Origin of the sequence: Marimonas lutisalis (assembly GCF_005434965.1) — a bacterium.
Classification (GTDB): Bacteria; Pseudomonadota; Alphaproteobacteria; order Rhodobacterales; family Rhodobacteraceae; genus Marimonas_A; species Marimonas_A lutisalis.
The window spans coordinates 956,248-979,942 of record NZ_SKCI01000001.1 but is presented as its reverse complement, the minus strand read 5'-3'; the positions used below and the strand labels follow the sequence as shown (position 1 = coordinate 979,942).

General features: G+C 64.7%; 25 protein-coding genes. 13 read left to right on the top strand and 12 right to left on the bottom strand.

From position 1 onward, the window contains the following. Nucleotides 1-17: 17 nt before the first annotated feature. The 7 genes from E0501_RS04670 to betI form a co-directional block, all read right to left on the bottom strand. A complete protein-coding gene (locus E0501_RS04670; RefSeq protein ID WP_137700167.1) occupies nt 18-578 on the bottom strand; it encodes a hemerythrin domain-containing protein in 561 nt (186 codons plus the stop codon). Beyond that, nucleotides 575-1,582 carry an amidohydrolase family protein gene (locus E0501_RS04665; protein WP_137700166.1) on the bottom strand — a complete coding sequence of 336 codons (1,008 nt, stop codon included), beginning with the start codon at nt 1,580-1,582 and terminating at the stop codon, nt 575-577. Before E0501_RS04665 ends, E0501_RS04670 begins: the two co-directional genes overlap by 4 nt. 143 nt (nt 1,583-1,725) lie before the next feature. Continuing rightward, nucleotides 1,726-3,384 carry a choline dehydrogenase gene (betA, locus tag E0501_RS04660; RefSeq protein ID WP_137700165.1) on the bottom strand — a complete coding sequence of 553 codons (1,659 nt, stop codon included), beginning with the start codon at nt 3,382-3,384 and terminating at the stop codon, nt 1,726-1,728. Beyond that, nucleotides 3,384-4,043 carry a glutathione S-transferase family protein gene (locus E0501_RS04655; RefSeq protein WP_137700164.1) on the bottom strand — a complete coding sequence of 220 codons (660 nt, stop codon included), beginning with the start codon at nt 4,041-4,043 and terminating at the stop codon, nt 3,384-3,386. Before E0501_RS04655 ends, betA begins: the two co-directional genes overlap by 1 nt. Nucleotides 4,044-4,045: 2 nt before the next feature. After that, nucleotides 4,046-4,684, bottom strand: coding sequence for a glutathione S-transferase family protein (locus E0501_RS04650; RefSeq protein ID WP_205123446.1), 639 nt, complete (start codon nt 4,682-4,684; stop codon nt 4,046-4,048). After that, entirely contained in the window at nt 4,681-6,192 is a 1,512-nt protein-coding gene (betC, locus tag E0501_RS04645) for a choline-sulfatase (RefSeq protein WP_137700162.1), read from the bottom strand. The genes E0501_RS04650 and betC overlap by 4 nt, the downstream gene beginning before the upstream one ends. Beyond that, nucleotides 6,189-6,773 carry a choline-binding transcriptional repressor BetI gene (betI, locus tag E0501_RS04640; protein WP_137700161.1) on the bottom strand — a complete coding sequence of 195 codons (585 nt, stop codon included), beginning with the start codon at nt 6,771-6,773 and terminating at the stop codon, nt 6,189-6,191. The genes betC and betI overlap by 4 nt, the downstream gene beginning before the upstream one ends. 83 nt (nt 6,774-6,856) lie before the next feature. Here betI and choX point away from each other — a divergent pair, with 83 nt between their 5' ends. Genes choX through choV form a run of 3 tightly spaced genes read left to right on the top strand, consistent with a single transcriptional unit; the run spans nt 6,857 to nt 9,700 of the window. Next, a complete protein-coding gene (gene choX / locus E0501_RS04635; RefSeq protein ID WP_137700160.1) occupies nt 6,857-7,798 on the top strand; it encodes a choline ABC transporter substrate-binding protein in 942 nt (313 codons plus the stop codon). A gap of 49 nt (nt 7,799-7,847) precedes the next feature. Continuing rightward, nucleotides 7,848-8,681 (top strand): choline ABC transporter permease subunit, encoded by an 834-nt coding sequence (gene choW, locus E0501_RS04630; RefSeq protein ID WP_137700159.1) that lies wholly within the window; start codon nt 7,848-7,850, stop codon nt 8,679-8,681. Next, entirely contained in the window at nt 8,678-9,700 is a 1,023-nt protein-coding gene (gene choV / locus E0501_RS04625; RefSeq protein WP_137700158.1) for a choline ABC transporter ATP-binding protein, read from the top strand. The genes choW and choV overlap by 4 nt, the downstream gene beginning before the upstream one ends. A gap of 55 nt (nt 9,701-9,755) precedes the next feature. Here choV and E0501_RS04620 read toward each other — a convergent pair whose 3' ends face one another. Beyond that, a complete protein-coding gene (locus E0501_RS04620; RefSeq protein ID WP_137700157.1) occupies nt 9,756-10,661 on the bottom strand; it encodes a DMT family transporter in 906 nt (301 codons plus the stop codon). 117 nt (nt 10,662-10,778) lie between these two features. Here E0501_RS04620 and E0501_RS04615 point away from each other — a divergent pair, with 117 nt between their 5' ends. The 4 genes from E0501_RS04615 (at nt 10,779) to E0501_RS04600 (ending at nt 12,831) form a co-directional block, all read left to right on the top strand. Continuing rightward, on the top strand, nt 10,779-11,300 hold the full coding sequence (locus E0501_RS04615) for a DUF6647 family protein (RefSeq protein ID WP_137700156.1): 522 nt from the start codon (nt 10,779-10,781) through the stop codon (nt 11,298-11,300). A 151-nt stretch (nt 11,301-11,451) separates the two neighbouring features. Further along, nucleotides 11,452-11,706, top strand: coding sequence for a PepSY domain-containing protein (locus tag E0501_RS04610; RefSeq protein WP_137700155.1), 255 nt, complete (start codon nt 11,452-11,454; stop codon nt 11,704-11,706). Nucleotides 11,707-11,765: 59 nt separating this feature from the next. Next, nucleotides 11,766-12,290 (top strand): cytochrome b/b6 domain-containing protein, encoded by a 525-nt coding sequence (locus tag E0501_RS04605; protein ID WP_137700154.1) that lies wholly within the window; start codon nt 11,766-11,768, stop codon nt 12,288-12,290. A 7-nt stretch (nt 12,291-12,297) separates the two neighbouring features. Continuing rightward, the gene (locus tag E0501_RS04600; protein ID WP_137700153.1) at nt 12,298-12,831 is read left to right on the top strand and encodes a helix-turn-helix transcriptional regulator; all 534 of its coding nucleotides are present in this window, start codon (nt 12,298-12,300) and stop codon (nt 12,829-12,831) included. On the opposite strand, the gene E0501_RS04595 is transcribed toward E0501_RS04600, so the two are convergent. Both E0501_RS04595 and E0501_RS04590 read right to left on the bottom strand, forming a co-directional pair. Beyond that, nucleotides 12,815-13,747, bottom strand: a complete 933-nt coding sequence (locus E0501_RS04595) for a pirin family protein (protein ID WP_137700152.1) — start codon at nt 13,745-13,747, stop codon at nt 12,815-12,817. The two genes, E0501_RS04600 and E0501_RS04595, sit on opposite strands and share 17 nt — an antisense overlap. An 88-nt stretch (nt 13,748-13,835) precedes the next feature. Next, nucleotides 13,836-14,435, bottom strand: a complete 600-nt coding sequence (locus E0501_RS04590) for a LysE/ArgO family amino acid transporter (protein WP_137700151.1) — start codon at nt 14,433-14,435, stop codon at nt 13,836-13,838. 128 nt (nt 14,436-14,563) lie between these two features. On the opposite strand from E0501_RS04590, the gene E0501_RS04585 reads away from it, so the two are divergent. After that, on the top strand, nt 14,564-15,259 hold the full coding sequence (locus tag E0501_RS04585) for a dienelactone hydrolase family protein (RefSeq protein ID WP_137700150.1): 696 nt from the start codon (nt 14,564-14,566) through the stop codon (nt 15,257-15,259). A gap of 128 nt (nt 15,260-15,387) precedes the next feature. On the opposite strand, the gene E0501_RS04580 is transcribed toward E0501_RS04585, so the two are convergent. Next, nucleotides 15,388-16,134 (bottom strand): YebC/PmpR family DNA-binding transcriptional regulator, encoded by a 747-nt coding sequence (locus tag E0501_RS04580; RefSeq protein ID WP_137700149.1) that lies wholly within the window; start codon nt 16,132-16,134, stop codon nt 15,388-15,390. A gap of 173 nt (nt 16,135-16,307) precedes the next feature. Between E0501_RS04580 and E0501_RS04575 the strand changes: the two genes are divergently transcribed. From E0501_RS04575 to E0501_RS04560, 4 genes are read left to right on the top strand one after another with little or no spacing between them, the layout of a single operon-like run. Next, the gene (locus tag E0501_RS04575) at nt 16,308-17,252 is read left to right on the top strand and encodes a tripartite tricarboxylate transporter substrate binding protein (RefSeq protein ID WP_137700148.1); all 945 of its coding nucleotides are present in this window, start codon (nt 16,308-16,310) and stop codon (nt 17,250-17,252) included. 20 nt (nt 17,253-17,272) lie between these two features. Continuing rightward, nucleotides 17,273-17,692 carry a tripartite tricarboxylate transporter TctB family protein gene (locus E0501_RS04570; RefSeq protein ID WP_137700147.1) on the top strand — a complete coding sequence of 140 codons (420 nt, stop codon included), beginning with the start codon at nt 17,273-17,275 and terminating at the stop codon, nt 17,690-17,692. Nucleotides 17,693-17,701: 9 nt separating this feature from the next. Continuing rightward, nucleotides 17,702-19,234 (top strand): tripartite tricarboxylate transporter permease, encoded by a 1,533-nt coding sequence (locus E0501_RS04565; protein ID WP_137700146.1) that lies wholly within the window; start codon nt 17,702-17,704, stop codon nt 19,232-19,234. A gap of 17 nt (nt 19,235-19,251) precedes the next feature. Further along, nucleotides 19,252-21,024 (top strand): SLC13 family permease, encoded by a 1,773-nt coding sequence (locus E0501_RS04560; RefSeq protein WP_137700145.1) that lies wholly within the window; start codon nt 19,252-19,254, stop codon nt 21,022-21,024. 158 nt (nt 21,025-21,182) lie between these two features. Here E0501_RS04560 and E0501_RS04555 read toward each other — a convergent pair whose 3' ends face one another. Continuing rightward, nucleotides 21,183-21,929, bottom strand: coding sequence for an MSMEG_1061 family FMN-dependent PPOX-type flavoprotein (locus tag E0501_RS04555; RefSeq protein ID WP_205123445.1), 747 nt, complete (start codon nt 21,927-21,929; stop codon nt 21,183-21,185). Between the two features lie 269 nt (nt 21,930-22,198). Here E0501_RS04555 and E0501_RS04550 point away from each other — a divergent pair, with 269 nt between their 5' ends. Continuing rightward, a complete protein-coding gene (locus E0501_RS04550) occupies nt 22,199-23,542 on the top strand; it encodes an amidohydrolase family protein (protein ID WP_161594555.1) in 1,344 nt (447 codons plus the stop codon). Nucleotides 23,543-23,695 lie beyond the last annotated feature (153 nt).

Below are 23,695 nucleotides of genomic sequence, written 5' to 3'. Positions count from 1 at the left end.
GGCGGCGGCATACCGCCCTACCCCATGTCGCCGCCGTATTTCAGCAGCACCGGCACGATCACGTCCTCCTCGTCGGTGAGGTGACGTTCGAGGAACCGTTCGAATTCTTCGTGCACGTCGAGAAGGCGGCCCGGCTCTCCTGCCCGGCCGGCATTGAGATCCTCAAGCAGCGCGTTGGTCGCCCCGGCGAGCGCGTGGATATGCCCGTCGAGCGCGTGGTGATCGGCGTCGAGCATCTCGAACCCGCGCGCGAGGCGGAAATCGAAACGTTTGAGCTGCGGGAAATAATGGTGATCCTCGACCATGTGATGTTCGTGCAGCTGGTTGAGGAAGAACCCGGTGTAGCGGGTAATCTCGGTGCCGAAGCGCTCCTGCGGGTTGGCGATGTGCATGCGCGTGGCGTTCTGCATCCGGCTCATCACCTCGCGGAACATCATGTGCCGGTCGAGCCAGAAGGCGATGAGATCGGAAAAGGCGGGATGATCGCGCCAGCCCGCGCGCGGGAATTTCTCAAGCAGCACCTTGAGTTCGTCCGGCAACCCGTGGCGGGTGGCGATATCGAGCGCCGCGTCACTCAAAGCGCATAGACCCGGTCGGCGGTGCCCTTGAACATGGCGTCCTGCGCAGCCGTGTCATAGCGCGCGGCGATCTTCTTCATCGCGTTCCAGTAGACCACGTACCCGACCGACAGCTTGTCGACCGGGAAATTGCTTTCGAACATGCAGCGTTCGGGGCCGAAGATCTCGATCATGTGGTGATAGTAATGCGCCTGCGCTTCGACGAGTTCGTCGGACCCTGGCGGCACGTCGCGCCCGTCCCAGCCGAACCCGTTCACCGGCATCGCCAGCCCGCCCAGTTTGGCCACCACGTTGGGACACTCGGCAATCGCCGCCATCTCGCGCTGCCAGTCGGCGAAACGGTCTTCACGGAGTCCGGCAAAGCGCACCGTGCCCATCGGCGTACCGAAATGATCCAGGATGATCGTGGTGCCGGGACAGGCCCGGGCAAGCTCCAGGAACTCGCCGTTCTGCGGGTGGAAATGCCAGGTGTCAAAGGTCAGTCCACGCTCGCCCAGGAGCGCGACACCGCGCTGGAAATCGGGATCGAGGTAGAGATGCGGGATCGGCTGGCCCTGGAACATGATGCGGTCGCGCTCCTCGTCCCAGGCGCCGGCGTGGCGGATTCCGCGAAAACGCCGGCTGGCCGCCTGGTGCGCGTCAAGCACGGCATTGAGCGTCTCGGGGGCCAGGCGCAGGTTGGCATGGGCCACGATGGCGGCGACCTGCGCCCGCTCGGGATGGCCCGCGGCCTCTTCGGCGATGGCCTCGACATAGTCGGTTTCGGCGACGGGGGCGAAGGGTTCGGGGCTGGAGCGGTCATAGCCCGCGCCGCATTCGATGAACACGGTGCGGGTGACGTTGTGGCCCGACTGGGTATCGGCCCAGAGCTGGGGCAGCTCGTAGCGGCTGCCCAGCCGTTCAGGCCACAGATGGTGATGCGGATCCGTGATCTCGCGCGCGGGGTCGATGATCTCTTCGCGGACCTGCGCGTGCCAGTCGTTGAGGTCTTCGGGATAAATCATGCGCTGCCTCCGTTTCCTGCAGCCTAGGCCCCTGCCCCGGCCGCGACAAATGTTTCGTCGCGTCGGGGACACGAGGGCGCGCGCCCTCGTGCGGCGGGGCCGCGCGGCCCCGCCCGCCCCTGCCCGGCGGCTGGCGCGGCCGGTCAGCGCTGCGCGGTCTGCCAGTCGGGATGAATCCAGGGCCGGTCATTGGCGGCCGGCAGCGGCGTGCGGCCAAGGATGTGATCGGCGGCCTTTTCACCCACCATGATCGAGGGACCGTTGAGGTTGCCGTTGGTGATGCGCGGGAAGATCGAGCTGTCGGCCACGCGCAGCCCGTCGACGCCGATCACCCTCGTGTCGGGATCAACCACCGCCATCGGATCATCCGCGCGCCCCATCCGGCAGGTGCCGCAGGGGTGATAGGCACTTTCGGCGTGCTCTCGGATGAAGGCATCAAGCTGGTCGTCCGTCACCTTGTCGGCGCCGGGCTGGATCTCGTGCTTGACGAAGGGTTTGAACGCCTCCTGGGCAAAGATTTCGCGCGTCAGCCGCAGGCATTGCCGGAAATCCACCCAGTCCTGCTCGGTGCTCATGTAGTTGAAGAAGATGCGCGGCGCCTCGGCCGGGTCGGCGGATTTGAGGGTGACGGCCCCGCGCGAGGGTGAGCGCATCGGCCCGACATGGGCCTGGAAACCGTGGCCTTCGGCGGCGGCGCGACCATCATAGCGCACGGCGAAGGGCAGGAAATGGAACTGGATGTCGGGATATTCCACGCCCGCGCGCGAGCGGATGAAGCCGCAGGATTCGAAATTGTTCGACGCCCCCAGCCCGGTGCCGGTGAACATCCATTGCGCGCCAATCAACGCCTTGGACACCAGATTCCAGTGCTTGTAGAGCGTGACCGGCTGGCTGGCGGCCATCTGGAAATAGACCTCCAGGTGGTCCTGCAGGTTCTGGCCCACGCCGGGGCGGTCGGCGATCACGTCGATGCCGTGCTCGGCCAGATGCGCGGCCGGGCCGATGCCCGACAGCATTAGGAGTTTCGGCGAATTGAAGGCCGAGGCGGCGACGATCACCTCTGCGCTGGCCGAGACGATCTCGCGCGTCGCGCCGCGGGCGATCTCGACACCAGTGGCCCGGCCCTGCTCGATCACGATCCGCGTGGCCAGGCCGCGCACAACGCTGACGCGCCCGGTTTTCAGCGCCGGTTTCAGATAGGCATTGGCCGCCGACCAGCGCCGCCCCTTCCAGACGGTCTGCTCGAACGGGCCGAAGCCTTCCTGCTTTTCGCCGTTATAGTCGTCGGTGGTCTGGTATCCCGCCTGTGCGCCGGCCTGAACGAAGGCATGGTAGAGCGGGTTGCGGCGGGGCCCGCGGCTAACATGCAGCGGGCCATCCGAACCGCGCCAGGCTGGATCGCCGCCATGGCCGCCATCGTCCCAGCTCTCCATCCGCTTGAAATAGGGCAAAACGTCGGCATAGGCCCAGCCCGCCGCCCCCGCATCGGCCCAGTGGTCGAAATCGCGGGCATGGCCGCGTACATAAACCATGCCGTTGATCGAGCTCGATCCGCCGATCACCTTGCCGCGCGGCGCCACTAGGCGGCGGCCACCGAGGCCCGGTTCGGGTTCGGTCATGTAGCCCCAGTCATAGCGGGACATGTTCATCGGGTAGGAAAGCGCCGCGGGCATCTGGATGAAGGGCCCAGCATCCGTGCCGCCATGTTCGATGACGATGACGCGGCGCCCGGCCTCGGCCAGGCGGTAAGCCATGGCGCAGCCGGCAGAGCCCGCGCCGACGATGACGTAATCGGCCTGCATCAGAAGGTATTCCTCAGCTCGTCATAAGAAACCATGACCGTCTTGCGATAGGCCGGGCGCTCGGCCAGCCGCGCGTGATAGGCGGCCAGCGCGGGCAGGTCCCGGCGGTCGAGTTCGGTGTCGAAATAGCGATAGAGAACGTGGCCGAACTGGATATCGGCCAGCGTGAGCGCATCGCCGCAGAGATAGGCGGACTGGGCCAGCCGTGGCTCGGCCTTGGCCAGTTCGGCCTCGAAGCGGTCGAGGTTGCGGCGGATCAGGGCCGGATCGCGCCGTTCGGGCGCGGTGCGCGTGTTGCGCCAGAAGACCGGGCCGGTGAAAGCCTTGGCCACGTCATGCTTGGCCCATTCGGCCCACATGTCGGTGCGCGCACGGGCCAGCGGATCAGCGGGCCAGAAACTATCATCTCCATGCAGGGTGGCGAGGTAGCGCAGAATCGCGCCGGTTTCGAAAAGCGCGGTGTCGCCCACTGTCAGCACCGGGATCTTGCCATGCGGGTTCATCGCGCGGAACGCAGGCGTATCGAGGCCCCCGTAAACCTCGCCGTAATCAAGGCGCGTATAGGCAAGCTCCAGCTCTTCGAGCCCCCACAAAAGTGCCTGCACGTTCGATGACGTGGCCCGCCCATAGACCGTCAGTTCCTGCGCCGCTGCCTGCATTTCTATTTCGCCCGCAGCGCCTCGTAGGAGACCATGGCGTGATCGCGATAGGCCGGGCGCTCCTGCAGGCGTTCGTAATAGGCCTCGAGCGCGGGCAGCGCCGGGCGCGGCCAGGTCATGGTGAAGAACCGGTGCAGCGGGTGGCCGCAGGCGATATCGGCAAAGGTGAAATCGTCACCGCCGACCCATTTGCGGCCCTGAAGCCGGGTGTCGAGGATTTCCGCAAGCGGCGTGAGCGCGGCGGTGATCCGGTCGAGATCGGCCGGATCACGCGTGGCAGGTGACTGGCGCACGTCGTATTTGAACAGCTCCAGCACCTGTGCGGCAAAGCTGTTCTTGCCCCATTCCGCCCAGCTGTCGAGCGGCCCGCGCAGGACCGGATCGGCCGGCCAAAACGTGCCCTCGCCGTATTTTGCGGCCAGGTAGCGCAGGATCGCGGCGCTTTCAAAGAGCGCCACCGGTCCGTCCTCGATCGCGGGCACCAGGCCCATCGGGTTCATCGCCAGGAATGCCTCGGACCGGGTCGAGGCATGGCCGGCGCCGAAATCGAGCCGTTCGTGCGGGATGTCCAGTTCATGCACCGTCCACATGACAAGCTGCACGTTCACCGAATTGTTGCGGCCATAAACCCTGAGCATCATTCCCCCCTCGGAAAACGCTGGTTTTCCTCCAGCACGTTGAGATCCATGTGATTGCGCATGTAGCGTTCGCTGGCCTTCTGCAGCGGCTGGTAATCCCATGGAAAATACCCGCCCTGGCGCAGCGCCTCGTAAACCACCCAGCGCCTGGCCTGGCTTTCGCGCACCTCGGCGTCGAACTGTTCAAGATCCCAGCGCGCTGCAGCCTCGACCCGGAAAAGTTCGAGCACCTTGGCGTGACCCGGATCCTCGGCCAGGTTGGTCAGCTCGTTGGGATCAGTCTCAAGATCGAAGAGCTGTTCGGGATCAAGCGCGCAATTGGTGTATTTCCAGCGCCCCGCGCGCAGGGCCACCATCGGCGAGTAAGAGGCTTCGGCGGCGTATTCCATCGCCACCGGCGTGCGGCGGACACGGCCCTGCCCCAGCGGCACCAGGCTTTCGCCGGTGGTCCAGGGCATGACCTCGTCCATGGACACGCCCGCCAGCTCGCACAGGGTCGGGCAGATGTCGATGTTCGAGACCGGCTCGGCCACGCGGCCCGGGTTCATCACGCCGGGGGCCGCGATCATCAGCGGCACGCGGGCAGAACCCTCGAAGAAGGACATCTTGAACCACAATCCCCGCTCGCCCAGCATGTCGCCGTGATCGGAAACAAAGAGGATGATCGCCTCCTGCCGGGTCGCATCAAGCGCCTCGAGCACCTCGCCGATCTTGTCGTCGATATAGGAAATGTTGGCGAAATACGCCCGGCGGGAGCGCGCGATATCCTCGTCGGTGATGTCGTAGCTGCGCCAGTCGTTGGCATCGAAGATGCGCTGCGAATGCGGGTCGAGATCGTCATAGGGGATCGCCGGAACTTCGGGCGCCAAATGCTTGCAATCGCGATATAAATCCCAGCATTTGCGCCGCGCGACGTAAGGGTCGTGCGGATGGGTGAAGCTGACGGTCAGCATCCAGGGCCGCTCGTCCAACCCGCGGGCCAGGTCGTAAACCTTGGCACGCGCGTGATAGGCGACCTCGTCATCGTATTCCAGCTGGTTGGTGATCTCGGCCACGCCCGCGCCGGTGACCGAGCCCATGTTGTGATACCACCACTCGATCCGTTCGCCCGGCTTGCGGTAATCGGGCGTCCAGCCGAAATCGGGCGGGTAGATATCGGTGGTCAGCCGTTCCTCGAAGCCGTGCAGCTGATCGGGGCCGACGAAATGCATCTTGCCCGACAGGCAGGTCCGATAGCCCGCCCGGCGCAGGTGGTGGGCATAGGTCGGGATGGACGAGGCGAACTCGGCCGCGTTGTCGTAAACGCCGTTCTGGCTGGGCAGTTGCCCCGACATGAATGCCGCGCGCCCCGGCGCACAAAGCGGCGAGGCGGTATAGGCATTCACGAACCGCGTCGAGCGGTCAGACAGTTTGCGCAGGTTGGGCGCATGCAGCCAGTCGGCCGGTCCGTCGGGAAACAGCGTGCCGTTCAGCTGGTCGACCATGAAGATCAGGATGTTGGGTTTGCTCATGATAATCCCTGTTCCAGTTCGAGCGTGACATAGCCCATGACCTGGGCCACCGCCCCGGCCCCGTCCGGCGTTCCCTGTCCCAGGCTCTGGCGCAGGTAGACCCCGTCGATCAGGGCGGCGACGCGTTCGGACACGTCGCAGGCCCGCGCGCCGGTCACCAGGCGCAGCGCGTGACACAGGTTCGAGCGCAGCCGCCGGTGATAGACGTTCAGCAGCCGCCGCGCCTGGTCCGAGGTCTGGGCCAGCACGTAGAAATTCATCCAGGCCGCAACCGTTTCGGCACGGAAGTTGCGTGGGCTGAACGAGGCGCGCACGATCGCCTCGACCCGTTCAGCGGGCGTGTCGGCCATGGCCAGCGCGCCGCGCACTTCGGCGGCATAGACGCCCATCGTATACCGCATGGCGGCCACGAAGATCTGCTCCTTGCCGCCGAAATAGTGATGCGCCAGTGCGCTCGACATGCCGGCCCGGCGCGCGATCTGGCTCACGGTCACGTCGAGCGTGCCGTGTTCGCCGATCTCGGCAATCGTGGCTTTTACCAGAGCCTCACGTCGGATAGGCTCCATCCCAAGCTTGGGCATCGCGCGGTCCACTTCGCTGTGCCCAAAAAGCTTGTGTCGTTTTTATTGACTCGTCAATCAAGAAAAATCAGGGAGATCCCGAAATGACCATCAAGACCACCCTTTCCGCCCTCGCGATTGCCACGATGGCAGCCGCGCCGGCGCTGGCCGGCAGCCATTCGGCCTGCGGCACGGTCACCTTTTCCGACGTCGGCTGGACCGACATCACCGCGACCACGGCGGCCACCACCACCGTGCTGAAGGCGCTGGGATACGAGACCGACGTCAAGGTGCTCTCGGTGCCGGTGACCTATACCGCCATGGCCGAAGGCGATGTCGACGTCTTCCTGGGCAACTGGATGCCCACGATGGAGGCCGATATCGCCCCCTACCGCGAAGCAGGCACCGTCGACACCGTGCGCGAGAACCTGGAAGGCGCGAAATACACGCTGGCCACCAATGCCAAGGGCGCCGAGATGGGGATCAAGGATTTCGCCGATATCGCGGCCCAGGCCGAGGCGCTCGACAGCACGATATATGGCATCGAGCCCGGCAATGACGGCAACCGCCTGATCATGGACATGATCGCCGAGGATGCCTTTGGCCTGAAGGGCTTCGAGGTGAAGGAATCTTCGGAACAGGGCATGCTGGCCCAGGTCGAGCGCGCCACCAAGAAGGGCGAGCCGGTGGTCTTTCTCGGCTGGGAGCCGCACCCGATGAACGCCAATTTCGATCTCACCTACCTGACCGGCGGCGATGACTGGTTCGGCCCCAACCTGGGCGGCGCCACGGTCTATACCAACACACGTGCGGGCTATGTGGAAGAGTGCAAGAACGTCGGCGCCCTTCTGGGCAACCTCAAGTTCACGCTGGCCATGGAAAACGAGATCATGGGCGCGATCCTGAACGATGGCGAGGCCCCCGAGGATGCCGCCGCGGCCTGGCTCAAGGCCAACCCGGACGCGTGGCAAGCCTGGCTTGACGGCGTGACCACCATGGATGGTGGCGATGCCGTGGCCGCGGTGAACGCCGCGCTGGGCATGTAAGGAACATGCGGCGGGCGCATCACGTCCGCCGCACCCGTAAGACCCGGCAATGAACTGGCTGACAGATAACAAGATCCCGGTCGGCAAACTCGCCAGGGACGCCTTCGACTGGCTGCAGGAAACCGGCGAGCCGTTCTTCGACTGGCTGTCCTTCGCGATGGAGCTGCTGATCGATGGCATCCTGTGGGTGCTGCAATCCCCGCCCGAACTGGTGGTCGTGGCTGGCTTCGTGGCGCTCACCTGGGTGCTGCAGCGGGGGTGGAAGGTCCCGCTCCTGGTAGGCTTGGGCTTTCTTTTCATCCTCAACCAGGGCTACTGGGAGGAGACCACCGAGAGCCTGACCCTGGTGCTGTCGGCCTGCGTGGTCTGCATGGCGGTGGGCGTGCCCATCGGCATCGCCGCGGCGCACCGGCCCCGGCTCTATGCCGCGATGCGCCCGGTGCTCGACCTGATGCAGACACTGCCCACCTTCGTCTACCTGATCCCGGCGATCGTCTTTTTCGGCATCGGCATGGTGCCGGGGCTCATCGCCACGGTGATCTTCGTGCTGCCCGCGCCGATACGGCTCACGCATCTGGGCATCGTCTCGACCCCGCAACCGCTGATCGAGGCGGCGCAGGCCTTCGGCGCCACGCCACGGCAGCTCTTGTGGAAGGTCGAGCTGCCCTATGCCCTGCCGCAGATCATGACCGGGCTCAACCAGACGATCATGCTGTCGCTCTCGATGGTGGTGATCGCCGCGCTGGTGGGCGCCGACGGGTTGGGCGTGCCGGTGGTGCGCGCGCTCAACTCGGTCAACACGGCGCTGGGTTTTGAATCGGGGATCATCATCGTGGTGGTCGCCATCATGCTGGACCGGATGCTGAGGATCGACCGCAAATGAAGGCCGTTGTTTTCGACAAGGTGTCCATCGTCTTCGGCGACAGGTCCGAATCCGCCCTGCCCCTGATGGACCAGGGGCTTGAGCGCGAGGAGATCCAGACCCGCACCGGCCAGGTGCTGGGCGTGCATGACTGCGTACTCGAGGTCGAGGAAGGCGAGATCCTGGTGCTGATGGGGCTTTCGGGCTCGGGCAAATCCACGCTCCTGCGCGCGGTCAACGGGCTCAACCCGGTGGTGCGCGGGCAGGTCAGCGTGCGCCGCGGCGATCAGATGGTCGACATCACCCATGCCGATGCCCGCACCCTGCGCGAGATGCGGCTGAGCCAGATCGCCATGGTGTTCCAGGCCTTTGGCCTGCTGCCCTGGCGCACGGTGCGCGAAAACGTGGGCCTTGGCCTGGAACTGGGCGGGATGAGCGCCGATGACCGGCGCGAAAAGGTCGACCGCCAGCTCGAAATCGTCGGCCTCGCGGACTGGGCCGAGCGCAAGGTCGGCGATCTCTCGGGCGGGATGCAGCAGCGCGTGGGCCTTGCCCGCGCCTTTGCCACTGACGCGCCGATCCTCCTGATGGACGAGCCCTATTCGGCGCTCGATCCGCTCATTCGCACGCGCCTGCAGGACGAATTGCTGGACCTGCAGCAAACCCTCAAGCGCACGATCATCTTCGTCAGCCACGACCTCGACGAGGCGTTCAAGATCGGCAACCGCATCGCCATCATGGATGGCGGGCGGATCGTGCAATGCGGCACCCCGCAGGAGATCTTCTCGAACCCCGCCAACGATTACGTCGCCGATTTCGTCGCCCACATGAACCCGCTGGGCGTGCTCTGCGCGCGCGACGTGATGGAGGCCGTGACGGGCACGCCGCAGGTCACCGTGCCGCCCGACACCGATATCCGCACGGTGATGGACAAGGTCGGCCATTCCGGCGCGCCGGTAGGCGTGGCCGAAGGCGGCCGGATCATCGGCCAGGTCACCAAGGACGGCGTGCTGGCCAAACTGCTCGACCCGCGCGGCTGAGGTGAGCGCCCGCGCGCGCGGGCGCCCGACGCGGCCGCGCGGCCGCGTTCCCCGCTCAGAACTTGGTCGCCGGCACCACCGGCGTGCGCAGGCGCCGCTTCAGCATCGCCTCGCGCCAGGTCATGAAGGAGATTGCCCCGACGATCACCAGCCCGCCGATGATCACCCAGATGTCCACCCCTTCGCCGAAGACGAAAGCCCCCAGGAGCACCGCCCAGACCAGTTGGAGGAAGCCCACCGGCTGGGTTACCGTCACCGGCGCCGCCTCCAGCGCGAGCGACATGGTGTAATGCCCCGTCGTGGCCAGAAAGGCCACGCCCAGCAGCAAGAGAAGCTCGTGCAGCGTGGGGGTCACCCAGTTGGCGATCGCCAGCGGCGCCAGCCCGATCGTCACCGTGATCGACAGCATCGTCACCGTCACCGCCGCGCCGGTTTCATCGGCCATCCGCTTGGCCGTCAGGTAGGAAACGGCAAAGAACACCGCCGCGATCAGCATCGCCAGGTGCCCCGGCCCGATTTCGCGAAACCCCGGGCGCAGGATAATCAGCGCGCCCACCAGCGCGGCCACCACCGCGAGGATGCGCCGCAGGTGCAGGGCTTCGCCCAGGAACAGCGCCGCCCCCAGCGTGACATAGACCGGCGAGAGATAGTTCATCGCGGTGACATCGGCGATCGGAATGCGCGCCATGGCAAAGAACCACAGCGACACACCCGCCGTATGGGCGATACCGCGCACCGAAAAGATCTTGAGCTGCCGTGCGCTCAGCCGCACCCGCAGCATTGGCCGGATCATCGGGATCAGGAATATCAGGCCCATCGCGTAGCGCAGGAACGCCGCCTCGGGCGCGGGGATTCGGGTGCCCAGCACCTTGACCACCGCCGTGACGCCCACGAACAGGACGCCCGTGACGATCATCCACATGACCCCGATCACGGGGCGCGCTGACGGAACCTCTCCCATGGCGGCATCTGGGCATGAAGTGCGAAATGCCGCAAGCGATAACTTGTTAACATCCCCGCCCACCCGGCATTTGCAAAGCGGGTTTGACAATCCCGCATGGCTTGCGAAGGTAGGCCCATGCGCCGCGCCCTTGCCCTGCTCGTCCTGCTCTTTGCCCTGCCGGCCCCGGCGGTGGTGGCGGACGGCCTGGCCGAGGTACCGGGCGATTGCGCGCCGCCCTCGGACACGGTCATCGACACGCTGATCCACTGGATCGGCGCGAACAGCCCTTATGACGTGCGCGCGCTGCACGCCGCCCCGCCCTCGGTATCCTTCTGCCGCACCGGGCAGGAGATCACCTACGAAGGCCAGGACCTGATCGTCGATGAACTCCTCCGCGCCGCCTATGACGCCCGGGCCAATCGCATCTACCTTGTCCTGCCCTGGCACGAGGACGATCCGCGCGACCGCTCGGCCCTGCTGCACGAACTGGTGCATGCCGCGCAGATGGGTGCCGCGGACTGGCCCTGCGTGCAGGCGATGGAATGGGATGCCTACCAGCTTCAGGCCGAATGGCTGCGCCAGCAGGGGATCGACCCCGGTTTCAACTGGTTCGATATCTACATGCGCGCGCAATGCCCGAAGGACATTCATCCGTGAACGCCTAAACCCGGGTGATAAACCGCCTGAACCGCGGTTCCGGTTTCCCCACCCGGTCCCGGGTTGAGTGGACGCGGCCATCCCCCCGCCCCAGGTTTCGGTCATCCCCGGGCACCTCCGCCCGGACCGAAACCTCGAAAGGACCCAAGACATGTTCAAGACAACCGTAGCCGCCCTCGCCCTTGCCATTGCCACCACCTCGGCCGCCTTCGCTTCGGACAGCGCGCAACTGACCGACCAGACCCGCAACCAGATCCGCGAAAAACTGGTCGCCGAGGGCTATGAGGTCGGCAAGATCAAGACCGAAGACGGCATGTACGAGGCCTATGCCAAGAAAGACGGCAACCGGTACGAGATCTACCTCGATGCGCAGCTGAACGTCGTGCGCACCAAGATCGACGACTGAGGCAACATCGCCCGGGGCAGCCCCTGTGCGCCCAGGGCCCGACGACAGGAGGCCCCGAGATGAAACAGATTCGCGTTTGGGATCCGCTTGTGCGGGTCTTTCACTGGTCACTGGTGCTGGGTTTTGGCGCCAACGCGCTGGTGATCGACGATGACAGCAAACTGCATGAATGGGTCGGCTGGTTCGTCCTGGGCCTTGTCGGCCTCCGCATAATCTGGGGCGTGATCGGCACGAAACACGCGCGGTTTTCGGATTTCCCGCCCAGCGCCGCGGCGGCGATGGATCAGGTGGCCGACATGGCCCGGGGCCGGCGCCGCATCCACCTGGGCCACACGCCGCTGGGGGCGCTGATGATCTACAACCTGCTGCTGACGCTCTTGGCAATCGGGCTCTCTGGCTGGTTGATGACCACCGATGCGTTCTGGGGCGTGGAATGGCCCGAGGAACTGCACGAGGCCGCGGTGGCCTGGGCCGAGATCTCGGTGGTTGTGCATGTTGTCGCCGTTTTCGTCGAAAGCGCACGCACCCATGTCAATCTGCCGCGCGCCATGCTAACCGGTGTCAAGAGTATTCCCGAGCGTTGATCATGTCATGAGTCCGACCCGAACCAACCACACGACCCCGCTCTCGCTGATGGTGCTGATCGCCGTGCAGGCGGTCTGCGCCATCTTCTTTCTCAGCGACCTGATCGCCGATTTCGGCGAGCTGGGCGGCGCGATCCTGGCCGAAAAGCATCTGGTGATCGAGGCGATCGCCACCCTGTCGCTGATCGCCGCTATCGCCATCGAGCTGCGCCTGATGCTGCGGCTTCTGCGCCGCGAGGCCGACCTGGTGCAAAGCCTGGGCATGGCGCGCGCCGCCGTGCAGGAGGTGATCGAGGCGCATTTCGACGCCTGGAAACTGTCGCCCAGCGAACGCGACGTGGCCAATTTCCTGGTCAAGGGCCTGTCGATTTCCGAGATGGCCGAACTGCGCGGCAATGCCGAGGGCACGATCAAGGCACACCTGAACGCGATCTGCCGCAAGTCCGGCACCCATAACCGCGCCGAGCTGATGAGCATTCTGGTCGATGCGATGATGGGGGCCGAAGCGGGCGAAACGCCCGGGCTCAAGGCAGCGGAATGAAGTCCTGATCGTCGCCGGGCGGTAGCTGAAACCGTCCGTGTTCCCAGTCGCCGGCGGCCCAGGCCTCTTTTGCCGCCTCGATCTTGTCGCGGCTCGAGGCCACGAAGTTCCACCAGATATGGCGCGGCCCGTTCAGCGTCTCGCCGCCCAGCGCCATGATCCGCGCGCCCTGTTCACCGGCGCTCAGCGTGATCGCGTCGCCGGGGCGGAACACCATCATTTGTCCGGCCGCGAAGGTTTCGCCGGCGATGCTCACCGCACCTTGGGTGACGTAAACGCCCCGGTCCTCGTGATCGTCGGGTAATGGCAGCATGGCACCCGGCTGCATCGTGACGTCGGCATAGAACATGTCGGTAAACGTGCTGACCGGTGCGGTCTCGCCCCAGCCGCGGCCCATGATCAGGTGCAACGCCTTGCCTTCTCCCTCGATCAAGGGAAGCGCTTTTTTACCATGATGTTCGAAACTTGCGGGGCGTTCTTCATGCTGCTCGGGCAGCGCCACCCAGGTCTGGATGCCGAACAGCCTGGATTGCCCGGCACGGGTTGCTGCACTGGTGCGTTCGGAATGCGTCACCCCGTTGCCCGCCACCATCCAGTTCACCTCGCCGGGATAGATCATCTGGTGGGTGCCCAGGCTGTCGCGGTGCTCGAACTCGCCCTCATAGAGATAGGTCACCGTGCCCAGCCCGATATGCGGATGCGGGCGCACGTCGATGCCCTGCCCGGTGATGAATTCGGCCGGGCCCATCTGGTCGAAGAAGATGAACGGGCCGACCATCTGTCGTTTGGGCGCGGGCAGCGCCCGGCGCACCTCGAACCCGCCCAGGTCGCGGGCGCGCGGGATGATCAGCGTTTCGATATCGTCCAGCCGCCCTGCGGCGGGGCATTGCGGTTCGATCGCGGGGTTCCAGCTCATGGGATGCTCCTCCTGTTCGCTGGACCAAAACTGGGGCCGCGGCCCGGGCCGGGCAATTCTGCCCACCTGCACAGACCCTGTGCGCGTCTCAGGCCCCGATCAGAAGTTTCGCCGCAATCGACCACATCGTGGCGCCCACGATCACGTCCAGCACCCGCCAGGACGTGGGCCGCGCGAAAAGCGGCGCCAGCAGCCGCGCGCCGTAACCGAGGCTGAAGAAAAAGGTGAAACTGGCCGCCATCGCCCCCAGCGCGAAGGCGATCTTGTCGTCATATTGCGCACTGACCGAGCCCAGGAGCACCACGGTATCGAGATAGACATGCGGGTTGAGCCAGGTCAGCGCCAGCACCGTCAGCAACACGCCGCGCAGGGAATGGCGCGCCTCGCCGCCCGCGTCCAGCACCTCGCCGCCCTGCCAGGCCGACCAGAAATTGCGCGCGCCATACCAGATCAGGAAGGCCGCGCCAAAGGCGCGCATCGCCCATTCCAACCACGGGATCGCCCGCGCCAGCGCGCCGAAGCCCGCCACCCCTGCCGCAATCAGGATCGCGTCCGACAGCGCACAGGTGAAAACCGTTACAAACACATGCTCGCGCCGGATGCCCTGCCGCAGGACAAAGGCGTTCTGCGCCCCGATGGCAAGGATGAGCGAAAAGCCCAGCGCGAATCCGGCAATGGCGGCCTGCATGTCCCTGCCCCTCTCTGGTCCCGCCCGGGTATGCCCAAGGCGCGCACAACCGGCAAGAGGGGTTTCGGGGGCTTTGCATTCCTGCACGGCTCTGCCACGCTGCGGCGAAACCGGAAAGGAGACCACCGATGCCCGAGATGATCTATGATGCCGATGGCACCGAATGCCACGGATACCTAGCCCTGCCAAAGGGCGATGGCCCGTTCCCGGGCGTGCTGGTGGTGCCGGCCTTCATGGGGCTTTCCGACATGGAACGCGGCCATGCCGACCGGCTGGCGGCGCTGGGTTACGTGGCGCTGGGGGTCGATTACTATGGTGGCGGCACGCTGGCGGCCAGCCGCGAAGAGGCGGCGCAGAACATGGCCGCGCTCAATGGTGACCGGCCCTTGCTGGCCGCGCGGATTGCTGGGGCGCTTTCAGCGCTGCAAGGGCTCGAAATGGTCGATGCGGGCCGCACCGGCGCGGTGGGATATTGCTTTGGCGGCAAGGCGGTGCTGGATCTGGCGCGCACGGGGGCCGCGTTCCGCGCCGGCGTCACCATGCACGGCGTCTATGACGCGCCACCCGAAGGCACGCAGGTCATGCAGGCGGCGATGCTGATCTGCGACGGCTGGGACGATCCGCTCTGCCCGCCAGAGGCGAAGGTGGCGCTGGCGCAGGAACTGACCGCGCATTGCCCCGACTGGCAGATGCTGGCCTTTGGCCATACCGGCCACGCCTTCACCAACCCGGGCGCCAACGCCCCCGGCATGGGTTATTCCGAAAGTGCCGATGCGCGCAGCTGGGCGGCGATGGAGAGGTTCTTCGCCGAGAAGCTGGGATAGACGCAGGCCCAGCCAGTCGCCGCCCCGTGGGGCGGATCGGCGATGGCGCGGCGACCCGGGGACCGCCATCCGCGCCGGGAACGCGGGCGCGCGCCCGCGTAGCGCGAGGCCGCGCGGCCTCGCCTCTCCTAGCCCGCCAGCTGGTCCATCACCTCGTCGGAGGCCTCGAAATTGGTGGTGACGCGCTGCACGTCATCATCGTCTTCCAGCGCGTCAATCAGCTTCATCAGCTTCTGCATGCCGTCGAAGTCCATCTCGGTCGTCGTCGTCGGCCGCCAGGTCAGGCGCGTGTCCTCGCTCTCGCCCAGTTCGGCCTCGAGCGCGCTCGACACGTCGTTCAGATCTGTGTCGGCGCACCAGATGATATGGCCGTCCTCGCTCGATTCCACGTCCTCGGCCCCGGCTTCGATCGCCGCCATCATCACCGTGTCCTCATCGCCGACCGAGGCGGGATAGACGATCTCGCCCTTACGCTCGAACATGAAGCCGACGCTGCCGGTTTCACCGAGGTTGCCGCCGTGCTTGGTGAAGGTCGAGCGCACGGTCGAGGCAGTGCGGTTGCGGTTGTCGGTCATCGCCTCGACGATCACCGCCACGCCATTCGGGCCATAGCCCTCATAGCGGATTTCCTCGTAATCGTCGCCCTCGCCGCCCATCGCCTTCTTGATCGCGCGGTCGATATTGTCGTTGGGCATCGATTGCGACTTGGCGTTCTTCACCGCCAGCCGCAGGCGCGGATTCTTCTCGGGGTCCGGGTCGCCCATCTTGGCGGCGACGGTGATTTCCTTGCTGAGCTTGGAAAACAGCTTGGAGCGCGCCGCGTCCTGGCGCCCCTTGCGGTGCTGGATATTTGCCCATTTTGAATGGCCGGCCATGTCGCTCTCCCGACGGAATTGTTGCGCTGGTGTCTATAGGCGAAGGCGCGGGGCGGGTTCAATCCCTCTCGGGCGCCATGCGGAATTTGCGCTGTTAATGTTTCTGTGGCTAACTCGGCGCACAAGCCGCAAAGGCACATCGCGGGCGATGCCCGCCTGCAAGGGAGGACAAGATGAAACTGATGACATGGATGAAATCCGCCGCCACCGCCGCGGCGATGATGCTGGCCGGTATGGCCAGCGCCGAATGGGCCCCCAGCGGCACGCTGAAGCTGCAGATCGGGTTCGGCGCCGGCGGCTCGACCGATACGATCGGCCGCGTGGTGGCCCAGGTGATGAAAGAGCAGACCGGCTGGAACGTGATCGCCGAGAACAAGCCCGGCGGCGGCGGCGTGGCGATGTTCACCGCGATCGCCAACCGTCCGGCCGATGGCTCGATCGTGGGTCTTGGCGTGAACATGCCGCTGTTCGTCAACCTGGTGAACCGCCCCGAACAGATGAAGTTCGACCTCGACAGCTTCGACTATCTCGGCACCGCGGGCCGCGCGCAGTTGGCGCTGGTGGCGCGGGGCGATGCACCGTTCGATGACATTGACGGGCTGATCGCGGCGGCCAAGGACGCCGGCGGCGCGCCGATCGCCTTCGGCGCCAAGCCGCAGGAGCTGTTGATGCGCTTTATCAGCAAGCAGGCCGGGGTCGACTTCCAGTTTCTCTCGACCAAGGGCGGCGCCGAAAGCAGCAAGCTTCTGCTGGGCGGACAGGCACTTGCCAGCTTCGCCTCGGGCGAGCACCTGCCCTTCCTTGAATCGGGTGACGTGAAGATGCTGGCCTCGGTCAATAACGTGCGCCACAGCTATGCCCCCGACACGCCGACGGCCATCGAGCAGGGTTATGACATCTATGTCGACCCGGTCTATTTCTTCGCCACCACCGCCGGCACGCCCGATGAGGCACGCAGCGCGCTGGCCGCGGCACTGGCCGCCGCGCTGGATAGCGACGAAGTGAAAACCGTGGTGCAGAACGCGCTGCAATCGCCGATCGACAACCTCGGCCCCGATGGCACCGCCGAGATGATGAAGGCCGGGCTGGTCAATACCGGCAAGCTCTTCGGCAAGTAAGCACGGGCGCGGTGCGGCCAATGGCGACAGACCGCTATACGGGGCTGTTCTTCATCCTGTTCGGGGTGGTGCTCTATGCCGTGATCGTGCCCTGGCAGGCCGAAACAGTCGAGTATGGCTGGCTCAGGCCGCGCACCCTGCCCCGGGTTCTGGCGGTGGTGCTGGTGCTCTGCGGCCTTGCCCTGGTGTGGCGCCCGGTGGGCGATGCGCGGCCCGGCAACCTGCACTGGGGCCGCGCCATCGCCTTTGCCGCGGTGCTGGTGGGCGGGCTGGTGCTGATGACCCGCCTGGGGTTCGTCTGGACGGCACCGGTGATGGCACTAGCGCTGATGTGGCTGGCGCATGAGCGCCGGGCGCTCTGGCTCGTCCTCGGCGTCGTGGGCATGCCCGCGCTGATCTGGTTCACTGTCGCCATTATGCTCGAACGTCCCCTGCCATGAGCGCGCGCCATGCCTGAAATCGAAATCATCCTCGCCGGGCTGGGCGACGCCTTCCAGCCCGTAACGCTGCTCTTCGTGCTGGCGGGCGTGGCGCTGGGGCAGTTCGTCGGCGCCGTGCCCGGCATCGGGCCGGTGATGGCCATGGCGATCGCCATTCCCTTCACCTTCGGCATGGACCCGCTGGCCGGCATCGGCTTTCTCGTCGGCGTCAACAAGGGCGGGCTGGTGGGCGGCGCAATCCCGGCGGTGCTGATGAATACCCCGGGCACGCCCGATGCCGCCGCCACCGCCTTTGACGGCTATCCGCTGGCGAAACAGGGCAAGCCGCTCAAGGCCACCAAGATGGCGCTCTATTCCTCGGTCACGGGCGATACGTTTTCCGATATCGTGCTCATCACCGTCTCCGCGCCGCTGGCGATCCTCGCGCTGAAAATGGGCCCGGTCGAGGTGCTGGGCGTGATGCTGCTGGCCTTTGCCGTGATTGCCGGGCTGATGGGCGCCTCGCTCATCAAGGGGGCGATCGCGATCGCGCTGGGGCTGCTGGCGGCGATGGTGGGCACCGATCCCGAACATGCCACGCCCCGCTTCATCTTCGGCAATTTCGAGCTTTACGACGGGCTGCCGCTCGCGTCGGTCGCCATCGGCATGCTGGCGATTTCCGAACTGCTCAGGCGGCTGAGCGAAACCAGCGGCCGGCCGCGCCCCGCCATCGCCCTGCCGCGCCACCAGCCGCGCGCGGATCGCAGCGTCAGCTGGGCGGAATACTGGGGCTGCCGCTTCACCATCGCGCGCGGCGCGGTGATCGGCACGATCCTGGGCGCGCTGCCCGGCATCGGCTCGACCGCGGCGGCCTTCATGTCCTACGCCAGCGCCAAGGCGGCGTCGAAACAGCCCGCCAGTTTCGGCAAGGGCAACCTGCACGGCATCGCCGCGACCGAGGCGGCCAATTCCTCGGTCATGGGCGCAAACATGATCCCGCTTCTGACGCTGGGCATTCCCGGCAGTGTCAGTGCGGCGCTCATCATCTCGGCCTTCATGATCCACGGGGTGCAGCCGGGCCCGTTCCTCTTCGAACAACAGGGCCGGCTGATCTACGGCCTCTTCGGCGCGATGATCATCGCAAATATGCTCAACCTTCTGGTGGGCCAGTTGGGCCTGCGCTTCTGGGCGCGGGTCATCACCGCGCCCGAACCCTTCATCTTCGCCTCGGCGCTCTTGATGTGTTTCGTCGGTGTCTCGCTCGCCTCGGGCGGGCTGTTCGGGGTCGGCGTGATGCTGGTCTTTGCCCTGCTCGCCTTCGTGATGAGCGCGCTGGGCCTGTCGGTGGTGGTCTTCATCATCGCCTTCTTCCTGGGCCCGCGGCTGGAGATCTCTCTGTCGCAGACGCTGGCGCTTCTGAACGGCGATCCGCTGAAACTGCTGAACTACCCCGTGGCGCTGGTGCTGATGGCGCTGGCGGCGGTCACGGCTGTGATGCTGGCACGCCGCCGCGACCGGGGGCATGACGCGGATGAAAATTCCCCGTCGAAACCCGACGCATGACCGGCTAACCTGCCCCCATGACAAACGATCAGATCATCCTCTTTTCGCTCTTCGGCGGGGTCTTTGCCCTGCTGCTCTGGGGCCGCTGGCGCTATGATGTGGTAGCGTTTTCCGCGCTGATGCTGGGCGTCGTGCTGGGGGTGGTCGACACCAAGCACGCCTTCGACGGATTCGGCCATCCCGCCACGATCATCGTGGCGCTGGTGCTGGTGGTGTCGGCGGGGCTCGTACGCTCGGGCGCGGTGTTCCTGATCACCCGCACGCTGGTCGATGCCTCGCGCAGCCTGGGCAGCCACATCGCCATCATGGGCGGGATCGGCGGGGTGCTCTCGGCCTTCATGAACAATGTCGCCGCCCTGGCGCTGCTGATGCCCGTGGACATCCAGACCGCGCGCAAGGCAGGCCGCCCACCGGCCCTGTCGCTGATGCCGCTTTCCTTTGCCACCATCCTGGGCGGCATGGCCACGCTCATTGGCACGCCGCCCAACATCATCATCGCCTCGATCCGCGAGGAATCGCTGGGCGCACCCTTCCACATGTTCGATTTCGCCCCGGTCGGCGCGCTGACCGCGATCATCGGCCTGGTTTTCGTGGCCGCGATCGGCTGGCGGCTCATACCGCAGCGTGACGATGCGCTGAAAGCCGTCGAGGACCTGTCCCAATACGTGGCCGAACTGACGGTGCCCGAGGACAACAAGGTGGTGGGCCAGCGACTGGGCGAGCTGGACGAGGAGGCCGAGAAGGCCGATGTCGCCATCCTGGGCCTCATTCGCGATGGCAAGCGCCGCTATGGACGGGCGCGCAACACGATCCTGCAGGCCGGCGATGCGCTCGTGCTTGAAGCGACACCAGATGCGCTCGACGAGTTCCGCTCGGCCCTGTCGCTCAGTTTCTCGGACGAGAAGCGCGAAGAGGCGCTGAAGGCCGCGGGCGAAGGGCTCGACATGATCGAGGTGGTGATCCCGGCGGAAAGCCGCATCAACGGCAAGACCGCGCAATCCATCGGTCTGCACTGGCGCCAAAGCGCGGTGGTTATGGGCATCTCGCGCCAGGGAAGGCGTATCACCTCGCATCTGCGCCAGACGATCATCCTTCCGGGTGACATCCTTCTGCTCTTGGTGCCCAAGGGCACCGGGCCGGACGTGACCGACTGGCTGGGCGCGCTGACGCTGGCCGATCGCGGCCTCGCGGTGACCGAGAACACCAAGACCTGGGCGGCCATCGGCATTTTCGGCGCCGCCGTCGCCGCGGCCAGTTTCGGGCTCGTCTACCTGCCCATCGCGCTGGGCATCGTGGTGGTGCTCTACGTGCTCTTGCGTATCGTGCCGCTGTCGGAGCTTTACGACCATATCGAGTGGCCGGTGGTGGTGCTGCTGGGCTCGATGATCCCGCTGGGCGCGGCGCTGGAGGCGTCGGGCGGCACCGAGCTTATCGCCGGCGGTCTTGTCGGGCTGACCGAGGGCTGGCCCGCCTGGGCGATCCTGACCGTGCTGATGGTGGTGACGATGACGCTGTCGGACGTGCTCAACAACACCGCCACCGCGATCGTGGCCGCCCCCATCGGCATCCAGATGGCGCAATCTCTCGGCGTCTCGCCCGATCCCTTCCTGATGGCCGTGGCGGTCGCCGCCTCCTGCGCCTTCCTCACCCCCATCGGGCACAAGAACAACACGCTGATCCTCGGCCCCGGCGGCTATCGCTTCGGCGATTACTGGCGCATGGGCCTGCCGCTTGAAATCATCGTGGTCGCGGTGTCGATCCCGCTGATCCTGATCTTCTGGCCGATGTAAGGTGGGATGGCCGGGCAAGGCGCCATTATTGACCGGACCCGCATACCATGAGGTTCCCGGCCCGTAACCGGACGCCCATGCCGCCTGCAGCGAATGGCAGCTCAGAGCCCTTCTTGCCTGCATTTGCGCGTGCAGCTAATGACTGCTTTCTGACAAACTCAGTAGAGCCTAGTGCATTCATCTGCTGCGTGATCATCCTCGACCTCTTTCAGCGTCTGCGCGCGGTCCACTGTGGAAATTACCCATTCAGCGAGTGTCGGGGCGGACTTCCGTTCAGGCCAGTGATCAGGATGCCATAAGCGAGACCGAATGAAAGACTTCGAGCAATGCATAAAGGCTTCCTCGACCTCGACGACGAGCGCAAGCAACGGTTCCTTGCCGTTGATCGCATGCCGCTTGCTGATCGCAGCGTCTCGGACAATGCGAGCCTTACCCGCGACACGCAGCGTGTCACCGTGCCCAGGCACAACGAAGAGAAGAGCGATATTTGGGTCTTCTAGCAGATTTTGAAAGCCATCCACACGGTGGTTTCCTGGTCTGTCTGGAATAATGAGCGTTTTGTCATCGTAGACTTCCACGAAGCCTGCTGGGTCGCCTTTGGGCGAAACATCAATCAAACCTCCGGACGCTTTCGTCGAAACAACAACAAACGGCGCAAGTTCGATGAATCTCCGCGCTGTCTCATTCAATCGGTCAGCTACTTTAAGAAAAGTGTTGGTAAACCCTTCGGTCGGCAGCAGTTCCCTGAGCCGCTCAATACTCTCAATCTCTTCATCAAATTCCATTTCAATGCTCTCTGATAACTTTTCACGGAAAAGCGTAGCCGAGGTGCCCATTTTCTCAAACCCGAAATTAGCGCAGATGAAGCGAATTGGTGCTTCGTCCGCTAAGCTGCCGTTCGGCACCGTTGCAGCGAATGGCAGCTCAGAGCCCTTAATAGCCTTGAGACCAACTCGCCGCATCGGTTGCAAAGGGCTGGCAGCGGACGTTCGCTATGCTTGAAAAGCGCCTAACGGCAGACGGCTTATCGCGGTTTGGCCGGTTTGAACCGGATTTGATCGAGGACAATACACGTCGGACCAGAAACACTTATGAATTTAAAGGCAAAGTCTGATTTTTTCGCAACTAAATGAAGCAAACTTGGATTTCTGGTTTTTTTCGGAAGGGGGAAATCATGCGGTGGAAACTTGTTGCCGGTTTGGGCGGCGTGGTCGTTTTGGCGGGCGCAGCAGCGATCTATACATGGTTTCCTGCCTGGAGCGGGAAGAGCATGCCAATCATCGACGCCCATATGCATACGTACCAGTGGAATAAATACGGTGATCCGCCCGAACCGAACCTGATCACCCGAAACGTGCCCGCTGCACGCAGTGATGATGAAGCCATCGATGCCTATCTCGCCGAGATGGAACGCCATAACATTGTGCTCGCCATCGGTTCGGGCGAGTTGGAGACAGTGGAGAAATGGCGCCAGCGTGCGCCGGACAAGTTCATCGGCGGGATCGAGTTTCCGCGCTACACCACACCGGTCTATCAGCGTCGTCAGGGCTGGCCCGATCTGGACGGGTTGCGCCAAAAGTTCGAGGACGGCACGCTGGGTATTCTAGGGGAGGTCACGGCGCAATATGCCGGGCTGTCGCCTGATGATCCGCAATTCGATGCCTATTTCGCTCTTGCAGCCGAGATGGACGTGCCGGTGAGTTTTCATTCGGGCTTCGGGCCGCCGATGTCGGCCCAGCGGGGCGATCCAGGTTTCCGCATGCGGCTCGGCAACCCGCTGCTGCTGGAGGACGTGTTGGTCAAATACCCGCGTCTGCGCGTCTATATCGCACATGGCGGCTACCCCTATATCGACGACACGATTGCGTTGATGATGCAGTATCAGCAGGTCTATGTTGATCTTTCTGCTATCGACTGGCTGCTGACAGAAGACGAGTTCAATGCTTATTTGAAGCGCTTGGTGCAGGCTCGGTTGGAAGACCGGATTATGTTCGGTACGGACCAGATGATCTGGCCCGAGACAGTTCGCCTGTCCATCGCCGCCATCGAACGGGCTAAGTTCTTAACCGCGAAACAGAAGCGAAAAATTTTCTTCGAAAACGCCGTGAACTTCTTCGATCTCGAGCGAGAGGTTCTCTTGGGCGGAGAGAGCGTGGTTGGTCCGAATGGCAAGATCGTCCGGGTGATCCGCGGCACGATCGAACTCAGGCCGAGAGAGCCCGGGGCCTATGAGGAGGTCGAGGTTGATCTTGATCTGAGTGGCGTCACATCTGCCGCGGTGCGGGTGAAAGGATTTGATGTCGATGCCACCGAGGAAGCGGTGATGACAATCAACGGAACCGAAGTACCGCTACCGCCCGAGATTGTGTCGGACATGCAAGAGCGATCCGTCACCATCGAACTGCCCGAAGGTGTGCTAACCAATGGCAAGAACACTATCGGTTTCCTGTTTGCAGAAGCCGTGGGTGGAACAACCGGATACGCAGTCCATGATCTGCGAATTCTGTTGCGGAAATAGTGTGGCTTCCACGAATTGGTGCTGCACATGCATATAGACATCCGGTTTAGCGCGGGACAGTACGGTCGGCCGTATAAGTGAAGCCGTCTTGTAGATAGCTAGCGTCGAGGCGGACCGAAAGCAGCCATGTAAGAGTTAGAACTGAACGACGGA

Excerpts from the sequence above, each read along its gene's own strand:
- E0501_RS04665 (WP_137700166.1), bottom strand. The coding sequence starts at position 1,582 with ATGATTTATCCCGAAGACCTCAACGACTGGCACGCGCAGGTCCGCGAA.
- betA (WP_137700165.1), bottom strand. The coding sequence starts at position 3,384 with ATGCAGGCCGATTACGTCATCGTCGGCGCGGGCTCTGCCGGCTGCGCC.
- E0501_RS04655 (WP_137700164.1), bottom strand. The coding sequence starts at position 4,043 with ATGCAGGCAGCGGCGCAGGAACTGACGGTCTATGGGCGGGCCACGTCA.
- E0501_RS04650 (WP_205123446.1), bottom strand. The coding sequence starts at position 4,684 with ATGATGCTCAGGGTTTATGGCCGCAACAATTCGGTGAACGTGCAGCTT.
- betC (WP_137700162.1), bottom strand. The coding sequence starts at position 6,192 with ATGAGCAAACCCAACATCCTGATCTTCATGGTCGACCAGCTGAACGGC.
- betI (WP_137700161.1), bottom strand. The coding sequence starts at position 6,773 with ATGCCCAAGCTTGGGATGGAGCCTATCCGACGTGAGGCTCTGGTAAAA.
- choX (WP_137700160.1), top strand. The coding sequence starts at position 6,857 with ATGACCATCAAGACCACCCTTTCCGCCCTCGCGATTGCCACGATGGCA.
- choW (WP_137700159.1), top strand. The coding sequence starts at position 7,848 with ATGAACTGGCTGACAGATAACAAGATCCCGGTCGGCAAACTCGCCAGG.
- choV (WP_137700158.1), top strand. The coding sequence starts at position 8,678 with ATGAAGGCCGTTGTTTTCGACAAGGTGTCCATCGTCTTCGGCGACAGG.
- E0501_RS04620 (WP_137700157.1), bottom strand. The coding sequence starts at position 10,661 with ATGGGAGAGGTTCCGTCAGCGCGCCCCGTGATCGGGGTCATGTGGATG.
- E0501_RS04615 (WP_137700156.1), top strand. The coding sequence starts at position 10,779 with ATGCGCCGCGCCCTTGCCCTGCTCGTCCTGCTCTTTGCCCTGCCGGCC.
- E0501_RS04610 (WP_137700155.1), top strand. The coding sequence starts at position 11,452 with ATGTTCAAGACAACCGTAGCCGCCCTCGCCCTTGCCATTGCCACCACC.
- E0501_RS04605 (WP_137700154.1), top strand. The coding sequence starts at position 11,766 with ATGAAACAGATTCGCGTTTGGGATCCGCTTGTGCGGGTCTTTCACTGG.
- E0501_RS04600 (WP_137700153.1), top strand. The coding sequence starts at position 12,298 with ATGAGTCCGACCCGAACCAACCACACGACCCCGCTCTCGCTGATGGTG.
- E0501_RS04595 (WP_137700152.1), bottom strand. The coding sequence starts at position 13,747 with ATGAGCTGGAACCCCGCGATCGAACCGCAATGCCCCGCCGCAGGGCGG.
- E0501_RS04590 (WP_137700151.1), bottom strand. The coding sequence starts at position 14,435 with ATGCAGGCCGCCATTGCCGGATTCGCGCTGGGCTTTTCGCTCATCCTT.
- E0501_RS04585 (WP_137700150.1), top strand. The coding sequence starts at position 14,564 with ATGCCCGAGATGATCTATGATGCCGATGGCACCGAATGCCACGGATAC.
- E0501_RS04580 (WP_137700149.1), bottom strand. The coding sequence starts at position 16,134 with ATGGCCGGCCATTCAAAATGGGCAAATATCCAGCACCGCAAGGGGCGC.
- E0501_RS04575 (WP_137700148.1), top strand. The coding sequence starts at position 16,308 with ATGAAACTGATGACATGGATGAAATCCGCCGCCACCGCCGCGGCGATG.
- E0501_RS04570 (WP_137700147.1), top strand. The coding sequence starts at position 17,273 with ATGGCGACAGACCGCTATACGGGGCTGTTCTTCATCCTGTTCGGGGTG.
- E0501_RS04565 (WP_137700146.1), top strand. The coding sequence starts at position 17,702 with ATGCCTGAAATCGAAATCATCCTCGCCGGGCTGGGCGACGCCTTCCAG.
- E0501_RS04560 (WP_137700145.1), top strand. The coding sequence starts at position 19,252 with ATGACAAACGATCAGATCATCCTCTTTTCGCTCTTCGGCGGGGTCTTT.
- E0501_RS04550 (WP_161594555.1), top strand. The coding sequence starts at position 22,199 with ATGCGGTGGAAACTTGTTGCCGGTTTGGGCGGCGTGGTCGTTTTGGCG.